The sequence below is a fragment of the Nocardioides limicola genome (assembly GCF_016827675.1).
GTDB classification, from domain to species: Bacteria; Actinomycetota; Actinomycetes; order Propionibacteriales; family Nocardioidaceae; genus Nocardioides; species Nocardioides limicola.
In genome coordinates, this window is sequence record NZ_JAERJA010000005.1 from 1 (window position 1) to 26720 (window position 26720).

Annotated in this window: 22 protein-coding genes and 1 riboswitch; of the genes, 4 read left to right on the forward strand and 18 right to left on the reverse strand. The window is 70.6% G+C overall.

The window, feature by feature from the left end; genetic code table 11:
- From JKG67_RS19220 to JKG67_RS11225, 7 genes are all read right to left on the reverse strand, one after another.
- The coding region (locus JKG67_RS19220) for a DUF3558 family protein (protein ID WP_203337409.1) at positions 1-299 on the reverse strand (299 nt) is incomplete at its 3' end.
- Positions 299-1063 carry a hypothetical protein gene (locus tag JKG67_RS11200; protein WP_203337410.1) on the reverse strand — a complete coding sequence of 255 codons (765 nt, stop codon included), beginning with the start codon at positions 1061-1063 and terminating at the stop codon, positions 299-301. The genes JKG67_RS19220 and JKG67_RS11200, both read right to left, overlap by 1 nt.
- Positions 1064-1379: 316 nt before the next feature.
- Entirely contained in the window at positions 1380-1670 is a 291-nt protein-coding gene (locus JKG67_RS11205) for a hypothetical protein (protein ID WP_203337411.1), read from the reverse strand.
- 1107 nt (positions 1671-2777) lie between these two features.
- Positions 2778-3308 (reverse strand): hypothetical protein, encoded by a 531-nt coding sequence (locus JKG67_RS11210; RefSeq protein WP_203337412.1) that lies wholly within the window; start codon positions 3306-3308, stop codon positions 2778-2780.
- Between the two features lie 88 nt (positions 3309-3396).
- The gene (locus JKG67_RS11215) at positions 3397-3693 is read right to left on the reverse strand and encodes a WXG100 family type VII secretion target (RefSeq protein ID WP_238998344.1); all 297 of its coding nucleotides are present in this window, start codon (positions 3691-3693) and stop codon (positions 3397-3399) included.
- 34 nt (positions 3694-3727) lie between these two features.
- The gene (locus JKG67_RS11220) at positions 3728-4039 is read right to left on the reverse strand and encodes a WXG100 family type VII secretion target (RefSeq protein WP_203337099.1); all 312 of its coding nucleotides are present in this window, start codon (positions 4037-4039) and stop codon (positions 3728-3730) included.
- A 64-nt stretch (positions 4040-4103) separates the two neighbouring features.
- Positions 4104-5465 (reverse strand): hypothetical protein, encoded by a 1362-nt coding sequence (locus tag JKG67_RS11225; protein ID WP_203337414.1) that lies wholly within the window; start codon positions 5463-5465, stop codon positions 4104-4106.
- Between the two features lie 148 nt (positions 5466-5613).
- Here JKG67_RS11225 and eccCa point away from each other — a divergent pair, with 148 nt between their 5' ends.
- The gene (eccCa, locus tag JKG67_RS11230) at positions 5614-9603 is read left to right on the forward strand and encodes a type VII secretion protein EccCa (RefSeq protein ID WP_203337415.1); all 3990 of its coding nucleotides are present in this window, start codon (positions 5614-5616) and stop codon (positions 9601-9603) included.
- Between the two features lie 19 nt (positions 9604-9622).
- Here the strand turns inward: eccCa and JKG67_RS11235 are convergent, their stop codons facing one another.
- Positions 9623-10072, reverse strand: a complete 450-nt coding sequence (locus JKG67_RS11235) for a nuclear transport factor 2 family protein (protein WP_203337416.1) — start codon at positions 10070-10072, stop codon at positions 9623-9625.
- Positions 10073-10216: 144 nt separating this feature from the next.
- Between JKG67_RS11235 and JKG67_RS11240 the strand changes: the two genes are divergently transcribed.
- A complete protein-coding gene (locus JKG67_RS11240) occupies positions 10217-10372 on the forward strand; it encodes a hypothetical protein (RefSeq protein ID WP_203337417.1) in 156 nt (51 codons plus the stop codon).
- A 112-nt stretch (positions 10373-10484) separates the two neighbouring features.
- Here the strand turns inward: JKG67_RS11240 and JKG67_RS11245 are convergent, their stop codons facing one another.
- The 10 genes from JKG67_RS11245 to JKG67_RS11290 form a co-directional block, all read right to left on the reverse strand.
- On the reverse strand, positions 10485-12071 hold the full coding sequence (locus tag JKG67_RS11245) for a helicase HerA-like domain-containing protein (protein ID WP_203337418.1): 1587 nt from the start codon (positions 12069-12071) through the stop codon (positions 10485-10487).
- A 30-nt stretch (positions 12072-12101) separates the two neighbouring features.
- Positions 12102-12770, reverse strand: a complete 669-nt coding sequence (locus tag JKG67_RS11250) for a response regulator (RefSeq protein WP_307816528.1) — start codon at positions 12768-12770, stop codon at positions 12102-12104.
- A complete protein-coding gene (locus JKG67_RS11255) occupies positions 12767-14071 on the reverse strand; it encodes a sensor histidine kinase (RefSeq protein ID WP_203337419.1) in 1305 nt (434 codons plus the stop codon). The genes JKG67_RS11250 and JKG67_RS11255 overlap by 4 nt, the downstream gene beginning before the upstream one ends.
- Positions 14072-14157: 86 nt before the next feature.
- Positions 14158-15543 (reverse strand): Rv2231c family histidinol phosphate aminotransferase CobC, encoded by a 1386-nt coding sequence (gene cobC, locus JKG67_RS11260; protein WP_203337420.1) that lies wholly within the window; start codon positions 15541-15543, stop codon positions 14158-14160.
- The gene (locus tag JKG67_RS11265) at positions 15540-17075 is read right to left on the reverse strand and encodes a cobyrinic acid a,c-diamide synthase CobB (protein WP_307816529.1); all 1536 of its coding nucleotides are present in this window, start codon (positions 17073-17075) and stop codon (positions 15540-15542) included. Before JKG67_RS11265 ends, cobC begins: the two co-directional genes overlap by 4 nt.
- Positions 17072-17686, reverse strand: coding sequence for a cob(I)yrinic acid a,c-diamide adenosyltransferase (gene cobO, locus JKG67_RS11270; RefSeq protein WP_203337421.1), 615 nt, complete (start codon positions 17684-17686; stop codon positions 17072-17074). The genes JKG67_RS11265 and cobO overlap by 4 nt, the downstream gene beginning before the upstream one ends.
- A complete protein-coding gene (locus tag JKG67_RS11275; protein ID WP_307816530.1) occupies positions 17686-19905 on the reverse strand; it encodes a magnesium chelatase subunit D family protein in 2220 nt (739 codons plus the stop codon). The genes cobO and JKG67_RS11275 overlap by 1 nt, the downstream gene beginning before the upstream one ends.
- Positions 19902-23648, reverse strand: a complete 3747-nt coding sequence (gene cobN, locus JKG67_RS11280) for a cobaltochelatase subunit CobN (protein WP_203337422.1) — start codon at positions 23646-23648, stop codon at positions 19902-19904. Before cobN ends, JKG67_RS11275 begins: the two co-directional genes overlap by 4 nt.
- A 52-nt stretch (positions 23649-23700) precedes the next feature.
- A riboswitch (cobalamin riboswitch) is annotated at positions 23701-23771 on the reverse strand.
- Between the two features lie 156 nt (positions 23772-23927).
- Positions 23928-24380, reverse strand: a complete 453-nt coding sequence (locus tag JKG67_RS11285) for a hypothetical protein (RefSeq protein ID WP_203337423.1) — start codon at positions 24378-24380, stop codon at positions 23928-23930.
- Between the two features lie 71 nt (positions 24381-24451).
- The gene (locus JKG67_RS11290) at positions 24452-24868 is read right to left on the reverse strand and encodes a hypothetical protein (RefSeq protein WP_203337424.1); all 417 of its coding nucleotides are present in this window, start codon (positions 24866-24868) and stop codon (positions 24452-24454) included.
- A gap of 56 nt (positions 24869-24924) precedes the next feature.
- Here JKG67_RS11290 and JKG67_RS11295 point away from each other — a divergent pair, with 56 nt between their 5' ends.
- Both JKG67_RS11295 and JKG67_RS11300 read left to right on the forward strand, forming a co-directional pair.
- Positions 24925-26049, forward strand: a complete 1125-nt coding sequence (locus JKG67_RS11295) for a ferredoxin-like domain-containing protein (RefSeq protein ID WP_203337425.1) — start codon at positions 24925-24927, stop codon at positions 26047-26049.
- Positions 26049-26681 carry a precorrin-8X methylmutase gene (locus JKG67_RS11300; RefSeq protein ID WP_443678536.1) on the forward strand — a complete coding sequence of 211 codons (633 nt, stop codon included), beginning with the start codon at positions 26049-26051 and terminating at the stop codon, positions 26679-26681. Before JKG67_RS11295 ends, JKG67_RS11300 begins: the two co-directional genes overlap by 1 nt.
- The last annotated feature ends 39 nt before the right edge of the window (positions 26682-26720 follow it).

A 26720-nucleotide genomic window follows, 5' to 3' on the forward strand; every position in this document is an offset into this window, starting at 1 on the left:
CCGACCAACACCTCCACACCGATCCCCCAATGCGGCCGCCACACGCACGCCGCCTCCAAATCCGACGCGTACAAGGTCCGCGTTCCAGGCCGATCCCCGGTCCGCCACTCCGCATAATCCTCAGGATCCAACAGATCGCACGGATCCACCGGGGCCTCGACAGGCTCGACCGGCGGGGCGGGCTCAATGGTGGGCTCAGTCGTGGGCGCCGGGGCACCCGTCGGCTCCGACGTCCCACCACCCGTGCAGCCAGCCAACAACACGCCGACCACCACCGCCACCCCGAGAAGACCCCGCATCAACCCACCGCATCCCGCCACGCCTGGATCAACACATCCATCAACTCATCAAAGTCCGCCTCCGACACACCTGCAGGACGCGACCCCGACTCCGCATCCCGGAAGTTCACCTCCAGCATCTGTCGCGTGGCATCGACCGTCACGTAGTCACCCCAGTCACGATCATCAGTGCCACGGAGCCGCGACATCCCCGCTGGCGCCGGCAACCGACGCACCGTTCCCTGCGCTAGTGAACGGCCAAAACTCTCGTTCTCCTGCTTGAGTGCCTCCGGACTCAACGCGTAGCCTCTCGTCCGCAAAGTCAGTCCTCGCGAGGAGATGTAGGCACACTCCCACCCCGCATCACCACGGGCGTACTCAACCTCACCCAACACACGCGTGAGGACCGGATGATCCACCGGAGGGCACTCCTCGGGCAGCACGATCGGATGCTCATGCATCGCCGGGGAAACCCGCTCGACCACCTTCTCCAGCAACGGCCGCACATCCTCCAACGGCACCAGACTCCGATTCACCCGCACCCACACCGTGTGCTCCCCCACCCGCGCCGCGCCCATCGTGTGACCAGCCGGAGTGTGGTAGGCCACCCGCACCGGCAACCGCTCGGTATGCCCGAACGCCGCATCACCGATCCCATCCCAGGCCACCAACTCAGCGAAACTGAGGTTCTCCTCCAGCCGCTCACGCTCATCCTCGAACTGGTCACCGGGCACCATCGTGTATCCGATCAGCACATCGGACCCGATCCCCCACTGCGACGGCATCAGACACACCGCCGAGGCAGGAGGACCGAACAGCGACACCCGCGGTTCCTGGTCCCCGGTGCGCCACTGCTCGTAATCCTCAGGATCCAACAACTCACACGGATCCACCGGAGCCTCGACCGGCGAGGCCGTCGGAGCTGGCTCCGTCGTGGGAGCCGGGGAACCAGTCGGCTCCGCCACCCCACCACCAGTGCAGGCAGCCAACACCAACATCAGACCAGCCAGCGCGACCGCACCACGTACCCGCATCAACACTCCCGAGGAGAGAAGGGAAACAAGAACCCGAAGTCTGCCACCCCCCACCCCGGGGCTCACTTCAACACCGGCGGGCCACCCTTGTCGTCATAGTCCTCGAACCACTCATCCCAAGCCCCACCAGACCCAGCATCCTTGCGATCCCGACCCCGCTTCCCCCCAGCACCACGACCACCCGCAGCCCCCGCCGCGCCGCCGCGGCCACCCGCAGCCCCCGCCGCGCCACCACGACCACCCGCGGCACCGCCACGACCACCCGCAGCACCCGCGGCACCGGAACGTCCCGCACCCGCAGCACCCACACCCCCACGCACCCCACCAGCACCCGTGCCACGACCCGCAGCAGGCGCATTCGTCAACAACCCCCGCGGCGACACACCACCAGCACCCTTCGACGCCCCAGCCCCAGCCCCAGCCCCACGCACACCCTGACCACCCGCAGCCACACCACCCTTCAACGCCGCCGCACCACCAGCCAGCGCAGCCGCACCACCCACCAGGCCACCAATCAACCCCGCAGCAGAACCCCCCACACCACCAGGCGCCGGCACCGCCCCACCCAACACCGGCGGCCCATACGAACCCGGCTCATCACCATTCCACGACCCATCAGGCAACGACGCCACCGGCGGCAACCCACCCACCGGCACCACACCAGGCCCAGTCACCGGCTGACCAGACCCCGCACCGGCACCCGGACCAGACACCCCAGGACCAGTACCCGATCCAAGCGCGGGACCCGCAGACACCGGCCCAGCCACACCCCCAGGCACCGAACCCCCCACACCACCAGGGACACCACCGGCACCCCCACTCACAGGCGTCGCAGGAAGATCCTCCTCATCAGCAAGCAACGCAAGCTTGTCCGCAGACTCCTGCAACCCCTCATCCATCTCACCAAGAATCTCCGCACACAACGCCTCCCGCTCAGCAGCCCGCTCCGCCTCCAACGCGGCCACCCGCTGCTCCCACCGCTCCACCGCCAACCGATGTTCCCGCTGCGCCGTCCCCACCGGATCCTCATCCCGCGGATCCAACCAATCCCGCATCACCGGCCGAGGACCCGACATCGCCTCAGACACCGACCAATCCCGATCAGTCACCTCCTGCTTGTAACGCGACTCCGCACCACGCACCGCACCCCGCGCCTCCCCCACCGCCACACGCGCCGCATCCATATCCTCAACCCGCCGCGCCAACGCCTCCTGCAACGCCTTGAACCGCGGATAAGCCTCGCGGTTAGCTGCCCCCTCTAGTGGACCTCCCCCGAGGCCCCCACTGCGGGCCCCCGAACCCCCACCGCTGTCGGCTTCCAGCGACTTGGCCATCTTCTCCAGCTCGTCGACCACCGACTGCAACCGCGACCGCCGCTGCTGCCAGTCATACGACGCACTCGCCGTGTCGGAGGAATCAAACTCATCCAGACTGGCCCGCAACCGCTGCTCGTTCGGCCCCTGACTCACCACGACTCCTCACCCTCAGACCCAGAGTCCCCAGACCCAGACCCAGTCCCAGACTCGACCGGCGGACCCGACTCCACCGGCAGACCCGGCTCGACCGGGTCAGCCGAACGCGGCTGATCCGGCAACTTCTCCTCAAACCGATTCATATCGAACTCCAGACGCTCATCAACCTCACGCGTCTCCCGCACCAACAACTCAAACGCCTCCGCAAACGACTCCAAATCAGCAGCCGCATCCCCCAACCGCCGATCCGACGACCGCTGCGCCGCCGCCAACATCGACACCACCCGCTGACCCCCACCCGTCAACCCGAACGCAGTCGACCGACCCACCACACCCCAATCCGGGCCCCGCATCTCAGTCAACTCCCCCGACTTCTCCTCACACTCACCCGCAAGCTTCTCCACCCCATCGAAGTCGACCACAAACTCCGACCCCGACCCCGACCCCGACCCCGACCCCGCCGGCACCACAAACAACCCATCCGGACCGAACAAATCCGTGAACAACCGCTCAAACCCACTCACCACGCCACCCCCTCACAACAACGGCCAATGCCGGGCCCGCCCCACACAGGGGACGACCCGGCACCAGCACACCAACACACAGCAACCTTCAGCCACCGAAACGGCCAGCACCCCGCTGATCAGCAGCCCGATACTCATCATTGGACGACGACACCGCCCGCGACACATCCTGGAGCAGCAACATCATGTCCTTCATCGCCCCATCCCACTCAGTCTTCGCCACCTGATACTGAGCCTTCGCGTTACCGTCCCAATCACTCTTCAACGGCGCCAACTCACCATCAAGCTGATCCAACCGGCCACCAATCTTCTGCGCCGTCGACATCAACTGCGCCGCAGCACCCTCAAGACCACCGTGATCAACCTTGATCCCGTCAAACGACATCACACACACCCCTTCACAGAACCGTCAAAGACCGTCACGACAACCGCGACGAGATATTGGTCATCACCGCAGAAGCCGCCTCATCAGTGGCCACGTTGTCCTTCTCCGTCTCAATCAACGACGACTCAAACCCATCCAACGCAGCCGTGATCCGCCGCTGGTTCTCCAACCACGCCGTCTTCAACCGCTGAAACGCCACCGCACCCTGCCCACCCCAACGAGCACGCAACGCCTCCATCTCGCCATCCATCTGCTTCGCCAAACCATCCAGGTCACCCTTGCAACCCGCCACCTTCTCAGCGGCCCTGGTCAAAGCCCGATCCGCTGCAGAGAAGCCCTGAGACATCCCCCAACTCCCTTCACTCGGAACCGGACACCATGCCCGGCACCCTGAGTCCTACCCACTGTGGTCAGGACCCAAACCTCGATGATGAAAATTCCCAAAGATTTCTGACCAGACCGGTCGAGACCACCATCGCGGCAAGCGCGAACGCGCCGCTGAGTGCCTCACCGATCTCGGCACGTCGCGACCACCACAGCGAACGCCAACCCCGACCCGTGGCCACCGCGGCGATCACGAGCAGGGCCGCGGACCCGACCGCGACACCTGTCACCCACAGGCTGCCATCGACCGTCCAGGAAGGCAACAGGGTCACCGTCAGCACCGTCCAGCAGACCAGCCCTGCGGCTCGTAGCAGCACCCGCGCCTGGGGATGCCGGTGGCTGCGAGCCGCGAAGAGCAGGCTCGCGCCCGTGCAGAAGACCAACACCCGGACGCCGATCCGATCGATCGGCAGCGTCACCGAGGCCACCGCCATCGGCGCCACCACGGCGCTCAACAGCAGCAGCGCGGCCGCGGACGCCACCACCATCCGCGTCCCCCGGGCAGCGATGGTGGCCACCTGCGCTTCCCTGACCGCGATCCGGGCCCGGGTCGCGGGGCGCCCGTCGCGAGCCGACCAGGCGGTGATCGCGAGTCGCTGCAGGTCGATCAGCGCATCGTCGGGTACGTCGATCGCGAACTGCGGCACGTACCTGGCGGCCAGCGCCACCAACAGCAACAGCACCGGCCACACCGTGCCGGGGGGCGCTCCCAGCACCGACGCCACCCCGGTGATCACGAAGACCAGCCCGCCGGCGTACATCCACACGGTCAGCGCCTCGTCACGGACCGGGGCCAGGCTGCGTGCCACCGCCGCGGTCACTGCGGCGGCGATCGCCGCCAGCCCGAGCAGCATCGGCAACCGTTCCCAGGCCGGATCCCACATCCACACGACGGTGGCCGCGGCCGAGAAGACCGGGGCAGCCAGCGCGCGGGCGCCCGCGCCGCGACCGAAGGGCAGCACGCCCACCAGCGCCGCAGCCCACAACAGCCCGCCGGTCAGTTGGGCGACCGAATCGCCGGTCGCGATCGCAGCGACCGCAGCACCGGAGGCCAGCAGACCGGCCACCAGCGACGACCAGCCGCCACTACCTCCGCCCGCAGCCGCCGCGACGGGCGACTGACCTGGCCGCGACGCGGCGACCCGGCCCTGCTCGGTGACCACCAGCAGGGCGCCCGACTGCACGCCGAGCCCCAGCAGCGGCCGGTCCCAGGGCAGCAGGGCCCCGTCCGGGGTGTGCACGCTCAAGGCCTGACGGAGGCCGACCTGCGCGGCGTAGGCGGCGGCCACGTCGCCCGCCGAGGCCACGGTGGGGACGGTCAGGTCCAGCACCCCCAGGGGTCCGTGCACGCTCAGTGCGACCACACCCGAGTGTTGGTCTGCGACCACCGTGTCGTCCTTCCCTGCGTTCCCCGGTCCGGTTGGCAGGGTAGTCCGCCCTGCCGCACCACGCCTATCATCATCTTCGAGTCGGCTCCGGGTGCCAGACCCGGGGCGTCATCTATGCGGCCCAAGGGGGCCCTGAGGGGAGCATCAGGTGAGCACCAGCCTCCGCCGTGGGCAGAAGCTGGAGGAGCCCGACCTCCCCACCGGCGAGATCGCGCTGCAACCCCCTCCGGAGCTTCAGGACCACGAGGGCGCCGCAGGCGTGATGATGAACGCGATCCCGATGCTGGGCAGCCTCGGCTCGATCGTGCTGGTGGCCACCATGGGCAGCGCCACCGGTGGGCGCAGTCTGATCGCGGCCGGCATGTTCCTCTTCGCCACGCTGGGATTCATCGTCGTGCAGATCGACCGGCAGCGGAAGCAGAAGAGCCAGCAGGTCACCGGCTCCCGGACCGAGTATCTGCGCTACCTGCGCGGCGTACGACGCACCATCCGCGACGCTGCCACCCAGCAGCGCCGCGCGCTGCACTGGCACCATCCCGACCCGCAGAGCCTGCCGGCGATCGCGGAGGACCGCACCCGGCTGTGGGAGCGTGGCCCGTCCGATCCTCAGCACCTGCAGGTCCGCTACGGCCTCTGCGCGCAGCCGCTGTCGATGAAGCTGGTCCCCCCCGAGCAGGCTCCCGCCGACCAGGTGGACCCGGCGGCCGCCTCGGCGCTGCATCGGCTGCTGGTGGTGCACCGTCTGCAACCGGACCTGCCCGCTTCGCTGGACCTGAGGGCCTTCGACCGGATCGAGGTGTGCGGCGAGGAGGAGCCGGCCCGGTCCCTGGTCCGGGCCCTGGTCTGTCAGGCGACGGCCTTCGCCAGCCCGGAGCACCTGGTCGTCGCGGTGCTCACCACCGAGCGCAACCTCGAGCACTGGGACTGGCTGAAGTGGCTGCCGCACAACCTGAGCAGCCGACTCACCGACGCCGTCGGTCCGCGACGGATGGTCACCACCAGCCTCGACGAGCTCGCAGACCTGCTGCCGGCCGACCTCGCCGACCGGGCCCGTTTCGGCGCCGACGACCGGCAGCCCGGCACCCAGGTGATGCTCATCCTCGACGACGTCACGCTGCCGCCGGGCAACCACGTGATCCCTCCCGATGGCCTGCACGGCGTCACCCTGATCGACATACCGCGTCGCTGGCATGCCCTGGAGGACGCCACCCGGCTGCGACTGGAGTTCATCGGCGAATCCGGCGGGCATCCGATGATCGAAGCGGTGCGCTACCGGGACGAGCCGGTCGAGGCGAAGGCGGACCAGTGCAGTCTCGCGGTCGCCGAGGCGTTCGCGCGGCGGCTGGCGCCGCTGCGTGACACCGGCTCCGAGAGCGCGGCCGACCCCGGGTCCGCGTCGGGCGAGATCGCCGGCAGCGTCGACTTCATGGACACCCTCGGGATGGGTGACGTGCACACCTTCGACCCGGCCGCCGCCTGGCGTCCCCGTCCGGCGCGCGACCAGCTGCGGGTGCCGATCGGCGCCGGCGAGGGCGGCACCCTGGTGCACCTGGACATCAAGGAGTCCGCCCAGCAGGGAATGGGACCGCACGGTCTGGTGATCGGTGCGACGGGCTCGGGCAAGTCCGAGTTCCTGCGCACCCTGGTGCTCGGCCTGGCGATGACGCACTCCTCCGAGCAGCTCAACATGGTGCTGGTCGACTTCAAGGGTGGCGCCACCTTCGCCGGCATGTCGGGGATGCCGCACGTCTCCGCGGTGATCACCAACCTGGAGGGCGAGCTGACCCTGGTCGACCGGATGCAGGATGCCCTCTCCGGGGAGATGGTGCGCCGTCAGGAGCTGCTGCGGGCGGCCGGCAACTACGCGTCACTGAAGGACTACGAGAAGGCACGCGCGGCCGGGGAACCGCTGGCGCCGTTGCCGTCGCTGTTCATCTGCGTCGACGAGTTCTCCGAGATGCTCAGCGCCAAACCCGAGTTCATCGACCTCTTCGTGGCGATCGGCCGGCTCGGCCGTTCGCTCGGGTTGCATCTGCTGCTCGCCTCGCAGCGGCTGGAGGAGGGCCGGCTCCGCGGGCTGGAGTCGCACCTGTCCTACCGAGTCGGCCTGCGGACCTTCTCCGCCGCCGAATCGCGCACCGTGATCGGCGTACCGGACGCCTACGAGTTGCCGCCGGTGCCCGGCCTGGGCTACCTCAAGCCCGACCAGTCGACGCTGCTGAAATTCAAGGCCGCCTACGTCTCCGGGCCGCCGTCCACCCGGGCCCGGGTGCAACGCGACTCCGGCGGCCAACTGCTCGGCATCATGCCGTTCACCATCACCGAGGTGCTGGCCGACCGGACGGTCGTCGAGGAGGTCGAGGAGGCGCCGGCGCCGGTCAAGCAGGAGGGCGAGCAGCCCTCCCTGCTGGACATCGCCGTCCAGCGGATGACCGGCAAGGGACCCGAGGCGCACCAGGTGTGGCTGCCGCCGCTGGACGTTCCGGACACCCTCGACGAGCTGATGGGGGACCTGCGGGTCGACCCGCAGTTGGGTCTGGTCAGTCCCCGGTGGCGCGGCCACGGCGGCCTGCTGGTGCCGTTGGGCACCGTCGACCGTCCCCGCGAGCAGCGTCGTGACGTCCTGACCGTGGACCTGGCCGGCGCCGCTGGCCACGCCGCGGTCGTCGGTGGCGCGCGCACCGGAAAGTCCACGCTGCTGCGCACCATGGTCGCCTCGATCTCGCTGTGCACCACTCCGGTGGAGTCGCAGTTCTATGTCCTGGACTTCGGCGGCGGCACCTTCGCGCCGCTCGCCCAACTGCCGCACGTGGCGGGTGTCGGCACCCGTTCGGAGCCCGACGTGGTGCGCCGCATCGTGGCCGAGGTGAACGGGATCGTGGACCGCCGGGAGCAGTACTTCCGCGCCCAGGGCATCGACTCGATCGAGACCTACCGGTCACGGCGGGCCCAGGGCCGGGCCGACGATGGGTACGGCGATGTGTACCTGGTCGTGGACGGCTGGAGCACCCTGCGCGCCGACTTCGACGACATCGAGATGCAGTTGCAGCAGTTGGCCGGCCGGGCCCTGACCTTCGGTCTGCACCTGCTCGTCGGCGCCGCCCGCTGGGCCGACTTCCGTTCGTCGATGCGCGACGTGTTCGGCACCAAACTGGAGCTGCGCCTGGGCGACCCGATGGAGTCCGACATCGACCGCAAGATCGCGGGACTGGTGCCGACCGGTCGGCCGGGTCGCGGACTCGTCCCTGGCAAGCTCCACTTCCTGGGTGCGCTGCCCCGTATCGACGGCGACCACAGCGACGCCACCCTCGGTGACGGCGTCGAGGATCTGATCGCTCGCAGCCGCGACGCCTGGCAGGGTCCGCGCGGACCCAAGCTGCGGCTGCTGCCGGAGCGGATCACCTTCGACGAGGTACGCCGGATGGCCGGGGACTCCAGTGCTCGCCGGCTGCTGGTCGGGATCAATGAGCGCGACCTGGCCCCAGTCAGCCTGGACGTCGACGCCGAGCCGCACCTGTTGATCTTCGGTGACGGTGAGTCCGGCAAGAGCGCCGTCCTGCGCGGCTACCTGCACGAGCTGATGCGGACCCGGTCTCCCAAGGAGGCCCAGATCGCGGTCGTGGACTATCGGCGCAGCCTCCTCGGTGAGGTCCCCGACGAGTACCTGTTGCAGTACAACACCAACGCCAACCAGGCGACGCCCGGCCTGGCCGAGTTGGCCACCTATCTGCAGACCCGGATCCCGGGCACCGAGGTGACCGCAGACCAGTTGCGGAACCGGTCCTGGTGGACCGGGGCCGAGGTCTTCGTGGTCGTCGACGACTACGACCTGGTGGCCACCCAGAGCTCCTCACCGGTGCAGTCGTTGCAGCCGTTGATGGCTCAGGCCCGCGACGTCGGACTGCATGTGGTGGTGGCTCGCCGCTCCGGTGGCGCCTCGCGGGCGCTCTATGAGCCGATCATCCAGTCGATGCGGGATCTGGCGATGCCCGGTCTGGTCCTCTCGGGCAACCCCGACGAAGGGGCCCTGATCGGGAACGTCAAACCCGCCAAGGGACCGGCAGGTCGGGGCCGGCTGATCACCCGCAGCGGCGGCGTCGAGGTCGTTCAGACGGCGTGGCAGGAGCCGATCGCCTGAGTGGTGTGGCGGGCGGAGTTCACACCGGGTCGTGGCGTGGCGCGAGGGTGACCTTGGCGCTGGGCAGGTCCTTCAGCGACCAGGTCAGCTCGTAGGTGCGCGCGTAGCCGGTGGCCGCGATCAGCCACTCACCGTCGACGCGCCGGTAGCGGTCGGCGTAGATCCCCGCACCCTCGAGGACGTAGTCGAAGTCGGGGGCGATCACCTTGTCCTGCAGGTACCAGCGGCCGGTCGCGGTGTCCCCGTCGACCTCGATCTCCGGGTGGTGGCACTGGTGCAGGGTGACCACCTGCGGGCCAAGGTTCTGGCGCATGTAGTCCACCAGGGTGTCGCGCCCGTCGAGGTCCAGTCCGGCGTACCTGCCCTCCACGTCCTCGGTGAGGGTGGCTCCGAACGCGTCCCACTCCTTGGTGTCCAGGGTCCGCAGGTAGCGGTACTTGAGTTGGCAGATCTGCTCCACATCGCTCATTGCTGCAGGTTACAACCACCGAGCGTGTTCGGCATCACAACCGCTGATACATGCGCTTAACCGTCCGTGCACCTGCCGGTCTCACATCACCTGCACAGTTGTCCTCAGATCGACACGGGGTCGACCATCCGAAGGAGGAACGCCATGGAGAACGAGATCAGCTCACTGCACACGAAGCGCGAGGAGGCCCAGGCCCGCCGTACCCGCGAAGCAGCCGCGCTGCTGGACTCACGTCACGACCTGGAAGGGATCTCCGCCATGGCGGAGCACTTCCGCGACGCGGTCCGCTGGACCGCCTGACCTGAGACCCGGGGGAGGCCAGCACACGGCCCGGGGCAGGGGGTTGCCGGGCCGGCTGGAGACCGCCGGGGTGGCGCGCTGCTGCAGCGCCACCCCGGCGGTTCGTTTCGTGTCAGCGCCGGCGGCCGGAGCCGAAGAGACTCCTCGCCACCTCACGGGCGGCCACCCGGGTGAACTCCTTGACCGCCGGATTGTCCAGGATGCCCGGCTCCTTGCGGGTGGTACGCCGGGTGGTCGAGCCGGACTTCTTGGCGAGCCGGTCCGCCTCCTTCTGCAACTGGGTGCGCTCGGCCTCCAGCGCGGCCCGCTCCTGCTCCAGGGCCGCCTGCGCGGCACCCTCCTCCAACGCCCGGGCCAGCATCTCGTGGGCCGAGTCGCGATCGATCGCCTCGGCGTACTTGTCGTGCCGGGGGCTCGCGGTGACGACCGCCTTCATCTCGGCCTCCTCCGCCGGACCCATCCGTGACTCGGGGGCACGAAGCTTGGTCCAGGCCACCGGGGTGGGCGCACCCTTCTCGTTCATCACCGTCACCACCGCCTCACCGATCCCGAGCGTGGTGATCACCTGACCCAGGTCGTCGTACGCCGAGTGCGGGTAGGTGCTGACCGTGGCCCGCAGCGACTTGGCGTCGTTCGGGGTGTGCGCGCGGAGCTGGTGCTGGATCCGGGAGCCGAGCTGGGCCAGCACCTCGTCGGGCACGTCGGTGGGCGTCTGGGTGACGAAGAAGACGCCGACACCCTTGGACCGGATCAGCCGCACGGTCTGCGCGATCTGCTCCAGGAAGGCCTTCGAGGCGTCCCGGAAGAGCAGGTGTGCCTCGTCGAAGAAGAAGACCAGCTTGGGCTTGTCGGCGTCACCGATCTCGGGCAGGTGCTGGAACAGGTCCGCGAGCAGCCACATCAGGAACGTCGAGAAGACGGCCGGCTTGCTGGCCAGGGTGGGCAGTTCGACCAGGCTGATCAGGCCGCGACCGTCCTCGGCGACCTGGAGCAGGTCACCGGCGTCGAACTCCGGCTCGCCGAAGAACGCCTCGGCGCCGGCGTCGGCGAAGGTGATCAGCGAGCGCAGGATCACCCCAGCGGTGGAGGTGGCCAGGCCGCCGAGGTCCTTCAGGTCGGCCTTGCCCTCGTCGGAGATCAGGTGCTTGACCACGGCCTGCAGGTCCTTGAGATCCAGCAGCGGCAGACCGGCCTTGTCCGCGTAATGGAAGACCAGCCCGAGGCTGGACTCCTGGGTGGCGTTGAGACCGAGCACCTTGCTCAGCAGGACCGGGCCGAAGGAACTGATGGTGACCCGCAACGGGATGCCGATCCCGTCGCCGCCGAGCGCGTAGAACTCGGTCGGGAAGCCGCGGCCCTGCCAGTCCTGACCGATCGACTCGCACCGCCTGATCAGCTTCTCGCCGCCCTCACCGGCGGTCATCACCCCCGACAGGTCGCCCTTGATGTCGGCGGCGAAGACGGGCACCCCGTGGCTGCTGAGCTGTTCGGCGAGCAGTTGCAGGGTGACGGTCTTGCCGGTGCCGGTGGCGCCCGCGACCAGTCCGTGCCGGTTCAGCATCCGCAGCGGGATGCGGATGTCCACTCCGCCTGCGGTGTCCGCATCGACCATCAGGCCGCCGAGTTCCAGGGCCGGTCCATCGAAGTCGTAGCCGGAACGCACTGCGTCGGCGATCGGGTGCTGCTCGCTCTGGGTCATGGCGGGCAGCCTATGACGAAGCGGCGAGGGTCAGCGAGGGTCGGTGGGGGCGAGTCCGTGCTCGTAGGCGTACACCACGATCTGCACCCGGTCCCGCAGTGCCAGTTTGCGCAGGATCGCGCCGACGTGGGTCTTCACGGTCGACTCGCTGGCGAAGATCTCGCCGGCGATCTCGGTGTTGCTCAGTCCCTTCGCCACCGTCGCGAACACCTCCCGCTCCTTCTCGGTGAGGGTCCGGTACGCCGGCGGCGGGGGCACGGCGGCCAGGTGTTGGCCGTCGAGAAGGGCGGTCAGATCCGCCGGCGCCAGCACCGCGTTGCCGGCGTGCACGGTGCGGATGGCATCGCGCAGCTGGGTCGGGGTGGCGTCCTTGAGCACGAAGCCACTGGCCCCGTGCCGGATCGCGGTGGCGGCCCGGTCGTCGAGGTTGAACGTGGTCAGCACGATCACTCGCAGCGGCTTCTCCCGAGCCGCGACCCGGGCGGGTGCGAAGAGTTGCCGGGTGGCCTCCACCCCGTCCATCTCCGGCATCCGGATATCCATCAGCACCACGTCCGGTTGCAGGTCGTCGGCGCGCCGCACCGCCTCGCGACCGTCCGCTGCAGTGCCCACCACCTCCATCCCCTGCTGGGCGTCGACGATGATCCGGACACCTTCCCGGAAGAGTTCCTGGTCGTCGACGAGAAGGACACCGATCACCGGTCGCCCTCGCCTCGGTGGTCGCGCACCGGCACCCAGGCGGTGGCGGTGAAGGTGACCTGGTCGGCGTCGGTGCGCCGGCGTACGTCGAGACGGCCACCGACCGCCTCGAGGCGGCGTCGCATCCCCTCGATGCCGTTGCCCAGCGCCAGTGTGGGTTCGCTGCCTGGGTCGCTGCCTTCGGGTGCGGGGTCGGCGACGGTGTTGCTGACCTCGAGCCGCAGCGTGTCTCCCCAGCCCGGCTCGGGCCAATGCCGCTCCACCCGCACCGGGTGGTCGCGATGGCCGTGCCGGATGGCGTTGGTGAGCATCTCCTGGAGCACCCGGAAGGCGACCGCCTGCAACTCCGGCGGCAGCGGCTGCGGTTCACCGAGGACCGTCGACTCGACCACGTGGCCGCCGGTCTCGATGCGACGGATCAGTGCGTCGAGGTCGCCCTCGCTGGGCGCCGACTTCGGGTCCAGGACGTGTCTGACGTCCTGCAGCGAGGTGCGGGCCGAGGTGGCGATGGTGGCCACGGTCCGCTTCAACTGCTCGGGGTCGTCGAGGTACTGCGCCGACTCGGCCTGGGCCAGGATCACCGCCAGCGAATGGCCGACCACGTCGTGCACGTCCCGGGCCAGCCGAGCCTGCTCGTCCTTGAGCCGGGCAATCTCCTGGGCCTGCTGGGCGGCGCGCCGGGCGCCGGCGGCGGCCTGCTCGGCCTCGGCCGCCTGCTGTTGGGCAACGGCCTGTGCCGCCTCGGAGTCCGAGGCCCGGCTGGCTAGCCGGACCACCAGTCCGGCCACCCAGGCGGCGATCACGAGCAGAGGCGGTGCCAGGCCGACGCCGACGTGGTTGAAGAACGCAGGCAGCTGCGGGTAGCCGGTGACCACTGCCGTTCCCACCACGTAGAGCGCCAACAACAGCGGCAGCACCACCGCCGCTGCGAACGCAGCGAACGAGGTGAGCGGCCTGCCCCATCGGGCGGCTCCGAAGAAGACCGCCAGGACCGCGAAGTCGACCAGCAGGACGCCGACCCCCAACACCACATGAGCGGCGCCGAGCAGCACCGCCACTCCCAGCGCGAGGGCGGGTCGCCTCCGGCAGAGCAGCACGGCCGCGGCCGCTCCGAAGGCGAACAGGATCGTCAGCCAGTGCCCGGTGAAGGTGAACACCCCGACCCAGAACTCGACCAGGCCGATCATCAGCACCACGCCTGCCGCGACGCCTTCGGGGATCCAGCGGCGCCACTCCTCGGGCTGCACGATCGCTTGTCCGGGTTGCGGCGGGACGGCTTCGATCATCTGTGTCTGTGTCATGTCTTCCACTCTTGCCGAGGGCTGCGGGGTGAGCATCCACCTCGGGTACCGACTCCCCCTCCGAGAGTACGACGCGCCGCGGCACCTCAGGGCAGCGCGGCGTCCAGCTCGGTCCGCAGCGTCGCGACCTCATCAGCACCGCGGGCCGCGAACCGCAGCCAGGTGTCGTCGAGCCCGGGGAAGGTGTCCCCGCGGCGCACCGCGATGCCGCGATCGCGCAACCGGGTCCGGAGCTCGGCCGCATCGGCGCGCCGGGCCAACAGGAACGGTGCCGCCGCGTCCGGTGTCACCTCGAATCCGCGGTCGATCAGCGTCTGGGTGAGGCGATGCAGCCGGGCCGGCAGGTCGGCGCGCACCTGGGCGGCGTACTCCCGGCCCTCTTCGCCGACGCACGCCTCAGCGGCGGCGGCGGCGAGGGTGCCCACTGGCCACGGCGTACGACGTCGGGTCAGCGTGGCGAGCCGGTCCGGGTGGCCGATCAGGTAGCCGACCCGGAGTCCGGCCAGCGCGTAGGTCTTGGTGAGGCTGCGGACCACCAGCAGGTCGGGGTCGGCGGCGGCCTTCGGGGCGAGGCTGTGTCGGGGGGTGTCGATGCCCTCGACCGCGTCCATGAACGCCTCGTCGACCACGAGAAGCCGGCCCGGGGTTCTAAGTCGGGCGAGCTCCGCGTGCGTGTGCAGCCGGCTGGTGGGGTTGGTCGGGTTGCCGACCATCACCAGGTCGGGGTCGGTCTCGGGTTCGGTGGTGATCCGGAACCCGGTGCCGCTGGTCAGCAGGAGTCGGGCCGGGGCGTGGCCGGCGGCCCGCAGCGCCGCCTCTGGTTCGGTGAACTGGGGGTGCACCAGCAGCGGAGAGCGCCACGGCTGCTGGGCGATCAGCGTGAACGCCTCGGCGGCGCCATGGGTGAGCAGCACCGACTCGGCCGGCACGCCGTGGGCTGCGGCCACCGCCGCCCGGCCGCGGTGCGGGTCGGGGTAGGCGGCCAGTTCGGCGATCGCGTCGGTCACCGCGGCGCTGAGGAAGGGCGGCGGTGCGGTGCCGTGCACGTTGACGGCGAAGTCGACCAGCCCGCCACCGACCTCGGTGTCACCGTGATGGTCCAGGTCCACCACCCGCCCCAGCGCGACGGTCCAGTGCGTGCTGCGTCGGGTGGCTCCGAGCAGGTCGGCGCCGGCTGCCCGAACGGCCGCCTCCGCGACACTGGGGGTGCCCACCGCGGCCCGGGTGCGGGCGCTCGGCGCGGCGACGGGTTGGCGGGCGAGTTCGGCGGCGGTGTGGCTGCGTACGGCGGCTGCCAGCGTGGCTGCGAGATGCCGGATCCCGGGATGGTCCGCGCGCCGGTCGAGGGTGGCCACCGCAGTGACCTGGTCGGCGTTGACGCCGTGGTCGGCCAGCAGTTTCCCGGCCAGCTCGCGCAGCTCTCCCGCGTCGGCCTCCGGGCGGCCCCCGACGCCGAGCAGGTACTCGCTCACGGCGTCGCGACCTCGCGGGTGACCGGCGCCTGCGGCTTGACGGCGAGGGTCCCGGTGCCGGCCTCGGCGCTAGCGGCGGGGCCTCCAGCCGCGAAGGTTCGGGCGGCCTCGACCAGCCGGCGCGCATGCTCGGGATGCCCCGCCCAGTGCACATGCAGGTACGACGCATGCACGGTGGCAGTGGCCCACCCTTCGGTGACCCGCCCCCCGCCGTACACCCCCCACTCCCACGCCGAAGTGGGGTTTGTGGCCGGCCGAGGTGGGGTTTGTGGCCGGTCGAGGTGGGGTTTGTGGTACGCCGCGACCGTCCGGTGGAACTCGTGCCCCCGCACCTGCTCGCCCACCCGAGTGAGGGGTGAGTCCGCGAGCGCGACGGCCTGTCGGTAGCCGAGGGTGAGCCGCTTGGTCATCTGCGAACTCATGGGTACGACATCAGCCATCGGGACCCCGTCGAGGGTGCGGCCCAGATAGAGGAGGCCGGCGCATTCGGCGACCACCGGCCCGCCGGCCTCAGCGAACCGTCGTACGTCGGAGCTCAGCGCCGCGTTGGCCGCCAGCCGCTCCACGTGCATCTCCGGGAAGCCGCCGCCGATCACTACGGCGGCCGTGTCCTCGGGCAGTCGGTCGCCGGCGAGCGGGTCGACTCGGATGACGTCGGCGCCGGCGGCCTCGAGGAGTTCGATGTCCTCGGCGTAGGTGAACGAGAAGGCCGGACCCCCGAAGACGGCGATCCGCGGACGAGATGTGACACCTCGACCGCCCAGAACTGGCACGTCGGCGGGGGCTGGCACGTCGGCGGGGGTCGGGGACCAGGGGGTGACGGAGAGGGCCGGGGCGGAGGCGGCCAGCGCCAGGATCGCGTCAAGGTCCACGTGGGTGGTGATCAGTTCGGCCAGCGCCTCGACCGCGGCGACGGCCTCGGGGCGACGTTCGGCGACCGGCACCAGCCCGAGGTGCCGCGACGGCACCACGATCTCGGGGAGCCGCGGCACCACCCCGACCACGTCGATGCCCCGGATGGAGGCCCGAGCCTCGGCCTCGTGACGAGGGGAGGCGACGTTGTTCAGGATCACCCCGGCCACCTGGAGTTCCGGGTCATAGCTGGTGAACCCGTGCACCAGCGCGCCGACCGACCGGGACGCAGCCGCACAGTCGACGACCAGCAGCACCGGGGCGGCGAGCAGGGTGGCCACGTGTGCGGTGGAGGAGAACCCCTCCCCGCCCAACTGCCCGTCGAAGAGGCCCATCACCCCCTCGACCACGGCCACGTCGGCACGGGTCGGCGTGTGCGCGCCGTGCAGCAGCAGCGGCGCGATCAGTTCCTCGCCGACCAGGTAGGGGTCGAGGTTGCGACCGACCCGCCCAGCCGCCAGCCCGTGATAGCTGGGGTCGATGTAGTCCGGCCCCACCTTGTGCGGGGAGACCGCCAGGCCACGGGCGCGCAGCGCCGCCATCAGCCCGGTGGCGATCATCGTCTTGCCGTGCCCGGAGCCGGGGGCGGCGACGACGAACCGCGGCAGCGCAACACTCACCACTCGATGCCCCTCTGCCCCTTCTGGCCGGCGTCCATCGGGTGCTTGATCTTGGTCATCTCGGTGACCAGATCGGCAGCCTCGACCAGCGCCGGCGCCGCGTCGCGGCCGGTGATCACCACATGCTGATGCCCCGGGCGACCGGTCAGCGTCTCCACCACGTCCTCGACGTCGACCCAGCCCCACTTCATCGGATAGGTGAACTCGTCGAGGATGTACAGATCGTGACGCTGGTCGGCCAGCCGCTGCTTGATCTCGGCCCACCCGTCGCGGGCAGCCGCGGCATGGTCCTCGTCGCTGCCCTGCTTGCGGGACCAGGACCAGCCCTCGCCCATCTTGTGCCACTCGACCGGCCCGCCCTGGCCGGTGTCGGCGTGCAGTTGGCCGAGCGCCTTGTACGCCGCTTCCTCGCCGACGCGCCACTTGGCGGACTTCACGAACTGGAACACCGCGATGTCCCAGCCCTGGTTCCAGCCGCGCAGCCCGAGCCCGAACGCGGCGGTGGACTTCCCCTTCTGGACTCCGGTGTGCACGATCAACAGCGGACGGTTGCGACGCTGCCGGGTGGTGAGGCCGTCGTCGGGGACGACAGCGGGGACTCCCTGGGGCATCAGGCCACTCCTCGTCGGTGGGTCGAACTGCTTCCGGTCGTACCGGGTCCACTGGTCGCGCCGGGTGCGACCACCCGGTCCCGGACCAGGCCGGCGATGGTCGCGGCGCCCACGTCGCCCATCGGCAGGTGCTCGGCACCCAGGCGGACGGCCAGGTCCCGGGCCAGGCCGAGGCGGACGGCGCCGGCTTCGGCGTCCACGACCACCCAACTGGCCGGATGGTCGGCGAGCGCACCGGCGGTACGACGGGCCCGGGCCAGGGCTCCCGGCCCGGCGGTCGCGCGGCCGTCGGTGATCAGCACCACCAGCGGGCGGCGCTGTGGATCGCGGGCGCGTTCCCGGCGTACCACCGCGTCGGCGGCCACCAGCGCTTCGGCGAGCGGGGTCCGTCCGCCGGTGGGGACCTCGGCGAGCATCCGTTCGGCGCGGTCCACGCTGGAGGTGGGCTCCAGGGCCACGGTCGCGCGGGCCCCGGAGAACGTCACCACGGCGACCTTGTCGCGGCGCTGATAGGCGTCCAGCAACAGGCTGACCACGGCGGTCTTCACCTCGCGGACCCGGCGCGCCGCACCCATCGAGCCGGAGGTGTCCACCACGAAGACGACCAGGTTGCCCTCTTTGCCCTGGCGCAGGCTGCGGCGCAGGTGCTGGGCTTGGAGGCTGAGCGGGTCTCGACGAGCTCGATCGGCGAACTGGTCTTGACCGGCGGGAGTGACGGCAGGGTCCCGCCGGGCGCGGTCTGCGGCGGCGGCCAGCACGGTGCTGATGGCGTGGATGCCCTGGCCTTGCGGATGGTCCAGGGGTACGGCGCGCAGGTGTCGGCCGACGACGGTCTGGGCGGTGGACCGGCGCCCGGTGACGCCCTGCCCCACCCGGTCGACCTGAAGCAGCCGGGCCGCGTACGGGGTGCCCGCCTCGACCCGGGTCCCCTCCCCGTCGACTTGGGCCCCATCCGCGTCGAGTTGGGCCTTATCCGCGCCGACTTGGGCCCCATCCGCGCCGAGTTGGGCCTTATCCGCGTCGACTTGAGCCTCCGACGGATCCGGGGGTGGCGGGGGCCCGCCGGTCGACTCAGGTCCGCCGGTCTCCTCCCCGCCGTTCTGCTCAGGTCCGTTCTCCGACCCGCCGTCCGGCCCGGAGTCCGACCCGCCGTCCGGCCGGCCGTCCGGCCCACCATCGGGACCGCCGTCCGGGTCATCCTCCGGATCATCCGGCGCATGCTCGTCGAGCAGCCGCTCCAGGTCCGTGCCGGAGTCGTGGTCATCGAACGGGTTCCGCCGACGCCGGTGCGGCAGCGCCAGCCGCGCCGCGACCCGCACGTCCTCACTCGTCACCTCGGCACGGCCGCACCACGCCGCGTGCGCGATCGCCGTTCTGGCCGTGACCAGGTCGCCACGAAGCCCGTCCACGTCGTACGCCGCACACAAGGTGGCGATCTGCACCAGCACCGCGTCGGGCAGCCTGATCGAGTCGAGCAACGCCTGGGCGGCGGTGATCCGGGCGGCGATGTCCCGGTCGGCGGTCTCGTGCTTGGCGACGAACGAGGCCGGGTCGGCCTCGAAGGCCAGCCGACTGCGGATCACCTCGACCCTCAGCTCCGGGTCGCGGGAGGCGGTCACGTCGACGGCCAGACCGAACCGGTCCAGCAACTGGGGACGCAGCTCGCCCTCTTCGGGGTTCATCGTGCCCACCAGCACGAACCGGGCGGCGTGGGTCACCGAGACCGCCTCCCGCTCCACCCGGGCTCGGCCCATCGCCGCCGCGTCCAGCAGCGAGTCGACCAGGTGGTCGGGCAGCAGGTTGACCTCGTCGACGTAGAGCAGTCCGCGATGCGCCCGGGCCAACAACCCGGGCTCGAAGGCGACCTCACCGGTGCCGACCAGTCGGTCCAGGTGCAGCGCACCGACGACCCGGTCCTCGGTGGCACCGACCGGCAACTCCACCAGCGACACCGGCCGGGAGACCGGGGCTCGATCGTGTACGGCCAGGTCGGGGCAACTGGGGTCCGGATCGGCCGGGTCACAGCCGAACCGGTCGCCGTCGACGACCTCGATCGGCGGCAGCACCGAGGCCAGGCCGCGGACCATCGTGGATTTGGCGGTGCCCTTCTCCCCGCGCACCAGGACGCCACCGATCTCGGGGCTCACCACGGCCAGGCAGAGCGCCAGTCCGAGGTCGTCCTGCCCGACGACCGCGGAGAACGGGAAGATGCCGTTCACTCCTGGGCCCCTTCGATCTGGCCCTCGGTCTCCAGCAACACCTCGGTCAGCGCCTGGGTCATCTCCGCAGGCGGCGCCTCCCACAGGCCACGCGACTGGGCTTCGAGCAGCCGTTCGGCCATCCCGTGCAGCGCCCATGGGTTCGCCTGCTCCAGGAACGCCCGGTTGTCGGCGTCGATCACGTAGGCCTCGGTGAGCTTCTCGTACATCCAGTCCGCGATCACCCCCGTGGTCGCGTCGTACCCGAACAGGTAGTCCACCGTCGCGGCCATCTCGAAGGCGCCCTTGTAGCCGTGCCGGCGCATCGCCTCGATCCAGCGCGGGTTGACCACCCGGGCCCGGAACACCCGCGAGGTCTCCTCGACCAAGGTGCGGGTGCGGACGGTCTCGGGTCGGGTGGAGTCCCCGATGTACGCCGCCGGGGCCTCACCGGTGAGCGCGCGGACGGTGGCGACCATGCCGCCGTGGTACTGGAAGTAGTCGTCGGAGTCGGCGATGTCGTGCTCGCGGGTGTCGGTGTTCTTGGCGGCCACCGCGATCCGCCGGTACGCCGTCTCCATCTCCTCACGCGCCGGCTCACCGTGCCGGTCGCGACCGTAGGCGTAGCCGCCCCAGACCGTGTAGACCTCGGCCAGGTCGGCGTCGGTGCGCCAGTCCTTGGAGTCGATCAACTGCAACAGCCCGGCACCATAGGTGCCCGGACGGGAACCGAAGATCCGCGTGGAGTTGCCGTCTGCGGCCACGTGCGCGCGGACGTAGTTCTGCTCGGCCGGCTCGTCCTGGGCGGCGGCCATCTTGACGGCGTCGTCAAGCAGCGCCACGACGTGCGGGAAGGCATCCCGGAAGAAGCCGGAGATCCGCATGGTGACGTCGATCCGCGGGCGACCCAGCTCCTCGAGGCTGATCGGTTCGAGGTGCGTGACGCGACGCGACGCCTCGTCCCAGACCGGGCGGATCCCCAGCAGGGCCAGGCATTCGGCGATGTCGTCGCCCGCGGTCCGCATCGCCGAGGTCCCCCACATCGAGAGCCCGACGCTGGCCGGATAGTCGCCGGTCTCGGCCTTGTGCCGCTCCAGCAGCGAGTCGGCCAGCAGCTGTCCGGTCTCCCAGGCGAGTTGGCTCGGGATCGCCTTGGGGTCGACGGAGTAGAAGTTGCGCCCGGTCGGCAGCACGTTGACCAGCCCCCGCAGCGGCGACCCGGACGGGCCCGGCGGCACGAACCCGCCGCGCAGCGCACGGACGAGGTGGTCGAGCTCGTCGGTGGTGGCGTCCATCCGGGGCGCCACCTCGGCGACGGCGAACTCCAGCACCCGGCGTACCGCTCGCTGGTCGATCGCGCCTCGTCGGTCGAGTCCCTCTCGCTGGTCGAGTGCCGAGCTCTCTCTTCGGTCGAGTGCCGCCGAGGGACGAGGCGGTGTATCGAGACCACCCTCCAACACCGACAGCGCCTTGTCGATCGCGGCCTCCGCCCAACCGCCACCGTCGAGTACGGCGATCAGCTCGCGGGCCACCGCCTCGATCCGGTCCGAGCCACCCCGGTCCCGCGCGGACTCGTCCAGGCCGAGCGCCTCCCGCAACCCCGGCACGTGGGCGCTGCCGCCCCAGATCTGCCGGGCCCGCAGCACCGCGAGCACCAGGTCGATCTTGGCCTCACCGGCCGGCGCCTGGCCGAGCACGTGCAGGCCGTCGCGGATCTGGGAGTCCTTGATCTCGCAGAGCCAGCCGTCGATCTCCATGATGATGTCGTCGAAGCGTTCGTCGTCGGGCTTGTCGATCAGCCCGAGCTCACGGTCCATCTTCGCGGCCTGCAGCAGGGTCCAGATCTTGCCGCGCAGGCTGGGCAGCTTGGCCGGATCCATCGTGGCGACGTTCCCGTACTCGTCGAGCAGTTGCTCGAGCCGGGCGATGTCGCCGTACGACTCGGCGCGCGCCATCGGCGGCACCAGATGGTCGACCAGGGTGGCGTGCGCGCGGCGCTTGGCCTGGGTGCCTTCGCCGGGGTCGTTGACCAGGAACGGATAGATCAGCGGCAGGTCGCCGAGTACGGCGTCGGGGGCGCAGTCGGCGGACAGGCCGGCGTTCTTGCCCGGCATCCATTCGAGGTTGCCGTGCTTGCCGAGGTGGATCACCGCATCCGCACCCCAGCCGCCGTCGGTCGGCGAGGCGGCCAGCCAGCGGTAGGCGGCCAGGTAGTGGTGGCTGGGCGGCAGATCGGGGTCGTGATAGATCGCGATCGGGTTCTCCCCGAAGCCTCGCGGCGGCTGCACCATCACCACCACGTTGCCGGACTGGATCGCGGCCAGCACGATGTCGCCGTTGTCGACGAACAGGCTGCCCGGGGCCTCACCCCAGTGCTCGACCATGTCGCCCCTGAGCCCCTCGGGCACCGTCTCGAACCAGCCGCGGTAGACCTCGGCCGGGATCCGGTTGGTGTTCGCGTTGAGTTGGGCTTCGGTGAGCCAGTTCTCGTCGTACCCGCCCGCCTCGATCAGCGCATGGATCAGCTCGTCGCCGTTGCCGGACGCGACGCCGGGGAGCTCCTCTGCACCAACCCAGCCCTCGGCCGCGAGCCGCCGCAGCAGCGCCACCGCCGAGGCGCCGGTGTCCAGGCCGACGGCGTTGCCGATCCGGGCGTGCTTGGTGGGGTACGCCGACAGCACCACCGCGACGCGGTGCTGTGCCGGGTCGACGTACCGCAGCCGCCCGTGGCTGACCGCGAGGCCGGCGACCCGAAGCGCACGCTCGGGGTCCGCGACGTACGCCGGAAGTCCGTCGGTGTCGAACTCCTTGAAGCTGAAGGGCACGGTGATCAGCCGGCCGTCGAACTCCGGCACCGCGACCTGGGTGGCGGCATCGAACGGTGAGACGCCCTCGTCGTTGGCTTCCCAGTCCGCGCGGGTGGAGGTGAGGCAGAGCGCCTGCAGGATGGGGCGGTCGAGGTCGGCGAGCGCGCCGGTGTCCCAGGATTCGTCCTCCCCGCCGGCCTGGGCCTTGGCGGGGGTGGTGCCGCCGGCGGCGAGGACGGTGGTGACGATCGCGTCGGCCTCACCGAGCGCCGCGAGCAGGTCGGGTTGGGCGTCGCGGAGGCTGGCGCACCAGATCGGCAGCGCGATTCCGCCCTTGGCCTCGATGGCGTCGCTGAGTACCTCGACGAACGAGGTGTTGCCGGACATCTGGTGGGCGCGGTAGTACAGCACCGCCACCTTGGGCCGCTCGCCGGTCGAGTAGCCGTCGCGAGGCGCGGCCGCCGGCGCACCCTCCTCGCCGGTCGAGTAGCCGTCGCGAGGCACGAGCGTCGGCGTATCGAGACGCTCCGGCCGACCCCACGCCGGCGCCGCCGCAGGAGCGTCGAAGCCCTCGCCCGTCAGCAGCACCGTGTCGGAGAGGAACCGTGCCAGGTGCTCGAGGTTGGCCGGTCCGCCGTGCGCCAGGTAGGCGTGCGCCTGCGCGGCGACTCCGGCGGGCACGGTCGAATGGCCCATCAGTTCGGCGTCGGGGGCCTGCTCGCCGGTGAGTACGACGACGGGCCGGGGCCCGGCGAGCAGCCGGTCGAGTCCCTCAGCCCAGGCCTGCCGACCGCCGAGGAGCCGAACCACGACCAGGTCGGTGCCCTCCACCAGTGCGTCGAGGTCGGCAAGGGTGGTCCGCGCGGGGTTGGCGTAACGCCACGACACCGGGGCATCGGTGTTGGCAGCGCGGGCGCTCATCAGGTCCGTGTCGGAGGTCGACAGGAGCAAAAGCATGGGGATCGGCCTTCCTGGGGTGTCCTCGCCCCGGGGGTCATGCGGGCGACAGGAGTTCCTGACTTGACGACGGGTACGTCGTACACAGTGGCGGGACCGTGCCGGAGTCTCACCGGCTTCCTCCGCTGTGTCGCCCACGGTGGCGGCGCGTCCGGGTGGACGCACCGAGGCCGAGCATATCCGCCGCCGGGTGTGGGCGGACAGGCCAGCCGCCCGGTCGCCACGGCTGTGCCGGTACGGCGGTCGACTGGTCTGCGCTGTCAGGGGCGGATGACGGTTTCAGGATCCCTCGCCGTGGCCCTCATCCCACTCCGGCGGATAGGGCGGGTGAGCGAGCAGCAAGGCGCTCAACTCCGACTCGGACAACGGCGGCAACTCGTTGTAGGGGTGCCAGGTGTTGTGCCCTGCGGTCAGGAAGGCACTGACCTCGGGGGGATCGCCGATCAGGTAACCGAGTTGCCGCAGCGCGGGCGTCAGCGTCTCGGCGAGGTACTGGTGAAGGCGACGCAGTTCGGACTCGCCACGACGCCGCCGGTAGCGCGGATGCAGCGGGTATCGGCGCTCACAGAGCAGGACTGCCGCGTCAAGGTCCCCCGCCCGCTCCAGTGGGGTGTCGCCGAGGTGGTAGCCCGAGAACCCATCCGACCGTGCCTCGAAACCCTGCTCACGCAGACACTGGGCATGGACGTCACCGAGCTCACCAGGGGAGATGAAGCGGACGAACTCACTCACCTCTGCACCTCCCCAAACCGAACTGACCCCGCGAGACCGGTGTGATCACCCGCACCGATCCTGCCACCAAATCACCGATAGCTCTCGTAGCGGACAGTTTCGGTGGCGCAACCCCAGGGAAGATGCAATCGGGACCACGAGGCGGTGAGATCACCGGCCTGGACCCGGGCGGCGACGACCCGGTCTCCTTTGTGCCGCAGCGTCTCGACGATCCAGCCGTCACGGGCATGATGGATCCACCCCACTACTCCCCGCAGCACCATCTCAAGATCGGCACCTCCTGGGGCCTCCTCGTCGATCTGCACCGACCCGACGCGGTACCGGGCACCGCCGTCGACGTCGTACACGACGACCGTGCAGTGGTGGTCGCTGTCCTGGGTGGCGGTGACCTCGACGCTCGGCCCAGGAGCCACCTCGATGCGGACCCGCGGGTCTGCGCCGAAGGCATTGGCCAGGTGGCGGCGCACCGCTTCGACCCAGTCCTCCATTCCGCGAATCCTGCCACCTACGGCACCGAGCCGGTGCGCGCGTAGGCTCCTATCCCGTGATCGAGCAGCCAGAGTCCGTCGACGGCGACCGCTGCCCCGGCGCGCTGCGTCTGCATCAGGCCGACGACGGGCACGTCGCTCGGATCCGGGTGCCCGGCGGGCGGCTCACGGCGCGGCAGTTGGTGGCCCTCTGCGATCTCGCCGACGACCTGGGGGACGGCTGCCTGCATCTGACGTCGCGGGGCAATGTGCAGGTGCGGGGGCTTGCTGGCGACGTCGGGCCCGCGCTGGCGACCCGGCTGTCCGCGGCCGGTCTGCTCCCGTCGCTGGCCCACGACCGGGTCCGCAACGTCGTCGCCTCCCCGGCGCCGGACCTGGACGGCGTACTGGCCGAGTTCGATGCGGCCCTGTGTGCGGATCCACGGCTGACCGCGCTGTCGGGGCGGTTCCTGTTCGGCCTCGACGACGGCTCCGGGGAGATCCTTGCCCTCGCCCCCGACCTCGCCACCCAGCGACGAAGTGTCACAAATGGGCCGACGAGGTTTCAGTTGTGGGTGGCCGGGGTGCCCACAGGCCTGTACGACGACCCGGTGCCGCCGCTGCTCCGGGCAGCCGCCGCGTTCCTCGACGTACGTCCCGACGGAGCCTGGCGGGTCACGGACCTGCCCGCACCCGAACTCGCCGCCCTCCGCGGTGACACAGCGGCCACAGGCCCCACCTCGACGGGCCACAAACCCCACCTCGGCGGGCCACAAACCCCATCTCGGCGGGCCACAAACCCCACTTCGGCGGAGGGGTGGATGCCGTTGGGGAGCGCGGTGACGTCGCAGTGGCGGGTCGTGGCCTCGCTGGTGCGGGAACAACTGGCGCAGGCGCAGTTGGTGCTGACGCCGTGGCGGAGCGTGGTGCTGCGCGGCGTGACACCAGCCGAGGCCCACACGGCCCTGCCCGACTGGGGGTTCGCCGCCGACTCACCTCAGGCGCTCACCAGCGCCTGCATCGGGGCCCCCGGCTGCGCCAAGTCACTGGCCGACGTACGCGCCGATGCCGCCGGCCTGGCCAGCGCGAATCCCGGCCGCCGACTGCATGTGAGCGGGTGCGCCCGCAGGTGCGGGCACCCGATCGGGGATCATCTGGAGGCGGTCGCGACCAGCGACGGGTACCAGGTAGGAGAGCACTGATGCAGTACGAGAAGGACGGCAACGCCATCTATGAGGAGTCCTTCGCGACCATCCGCCGCGAGGCCGACCTGGGTCGGTTCGACGCCGACACCGCCCAGGTGGTGGTGCGGATGATCCACGCCTGCGGTCAGGTCGACCTGGCTGCCGACGTGGCGCACACCCCCGGACTGGTCACCGCCGCCCGCACCGCCCTGGCCGCCGGGGCGCCGATCCTGTGCGACGCCCACATGGTCGCCTCAGGGGTCACCCGAACCCGGCTGCCGGCCGACAACGAGGTGATCTGCACGTTGCGCGACGAACGAGTCCCGGCGCTGGCCGTCGAGCTCGGCACCACCCGCTCCGCCGCCGCCCTAGAGCTGTGGCGCGACCGACTCGACGGCGCCGTGGTCGCGATCGGCAACGCCCCCACTGCACTGTTCCACTTGCTGGAGATGATCGCTGCCGGCGCACCCAGGCCCGCTGCCGTGGTCGGCATCCCGGTCGGCTTCGTGGGCGCGGTGGAGTCCAAGCAGGCGCTGGCCGAGAGCGACCTGGGTCTGGAGTGGCTCGTCGTACACGGCCGCCGCGGCGGCTCTGCGATCACCGCAGCCGCCCTCAACGCCCTGGCCACCGAGCAGGAGATCATCCGCTAGTGGTAGAGTGGTACCTTCTGATGGTAGAGAGGGTAGACG

Coding starts and splice junctions, on each gene's coding strand:
- JKG67_RS11235 (WP_203337416.1), bottom strand. CDS start 10,072: ATGAGCGATGTGGAGCAGATCTGCCAACTCAAGTACCGCTACCTGCGG.
- cobO (WP_203337421.1), bottom strand. CDS start 17,686: ATGCCCCAGGGAGTCCCCGCTGTCGTCCCCGACGACGGCCTCACCACC.
- JKG67_RS11215 (WP_238998344.1), bottom strand. CDS start 3,693: ATGTCGTTTGACGGGATCAAGGTTGATCACGGTGGTCTTGAGGGTGCT.
- JKG67_RS11220 (WP_203337099.1), bottom strand. CDS start 4,039: ATGTCTCAGGGCTTCTCTGCAGCGGATCGGGCTTTGACCAGGGCCGCT.
- JKG67_RS11300 (WP_443678536.1), top strand. CDS start 26,049: ATGCAGTACGAGAAGGACGGCAACGCCATCTATGAGGAGTCCTTCGCG.
- JKG67_RS11200 (WP_203337410.1), bottom strand. CDS start 1,063: ATGCCGTCGCAGTGGGGGATCGGGTCCGATGTGCTGATCGGATACACG.
- JKG67_RS11240 (WP_203337417.1), top strand. CDS start 10,217: ATGGAGAACGAGATCAGCTCACTGCACACGAAGCGCGAGGAGGCCCAG.
- JKG67_RS11255 (WP_203337419.1), bottom strand. CDS start 14,071: ATGACACAGACACAGATGATCGAAGCCGTCCCGCCGCAACCCGGACAA.
- cobN (WP_203337422.1), bottom strand. CDS start 23,648: ATGCTTTTGCTCCTGTCGACCTCCGACACGGACCTGATGAGCGCCCGC.
- JKG67_RS11290 (WP_203337424.1), bottom strand. CDS start 24,868: ATGGAGGACTGGGTCGAAGCGGTGCGCCGCCACCTGGCCAATGCCTTC.
- JKG67_RS11205 (WP_203337411.1), bottom strand. CDS start 1,670: ATGCGCCTGCTGCGGGTCGTGGCACGGGTGCTGGTGGGGTGCGTGGGG.
- JKG67_RS11245 (WP_203337418.1), bottom strand. CDS start 12,071: ATGACCCAGAGCGAGCAGCACCCGATCGCCGACGCAGTGCGTTCCGGC.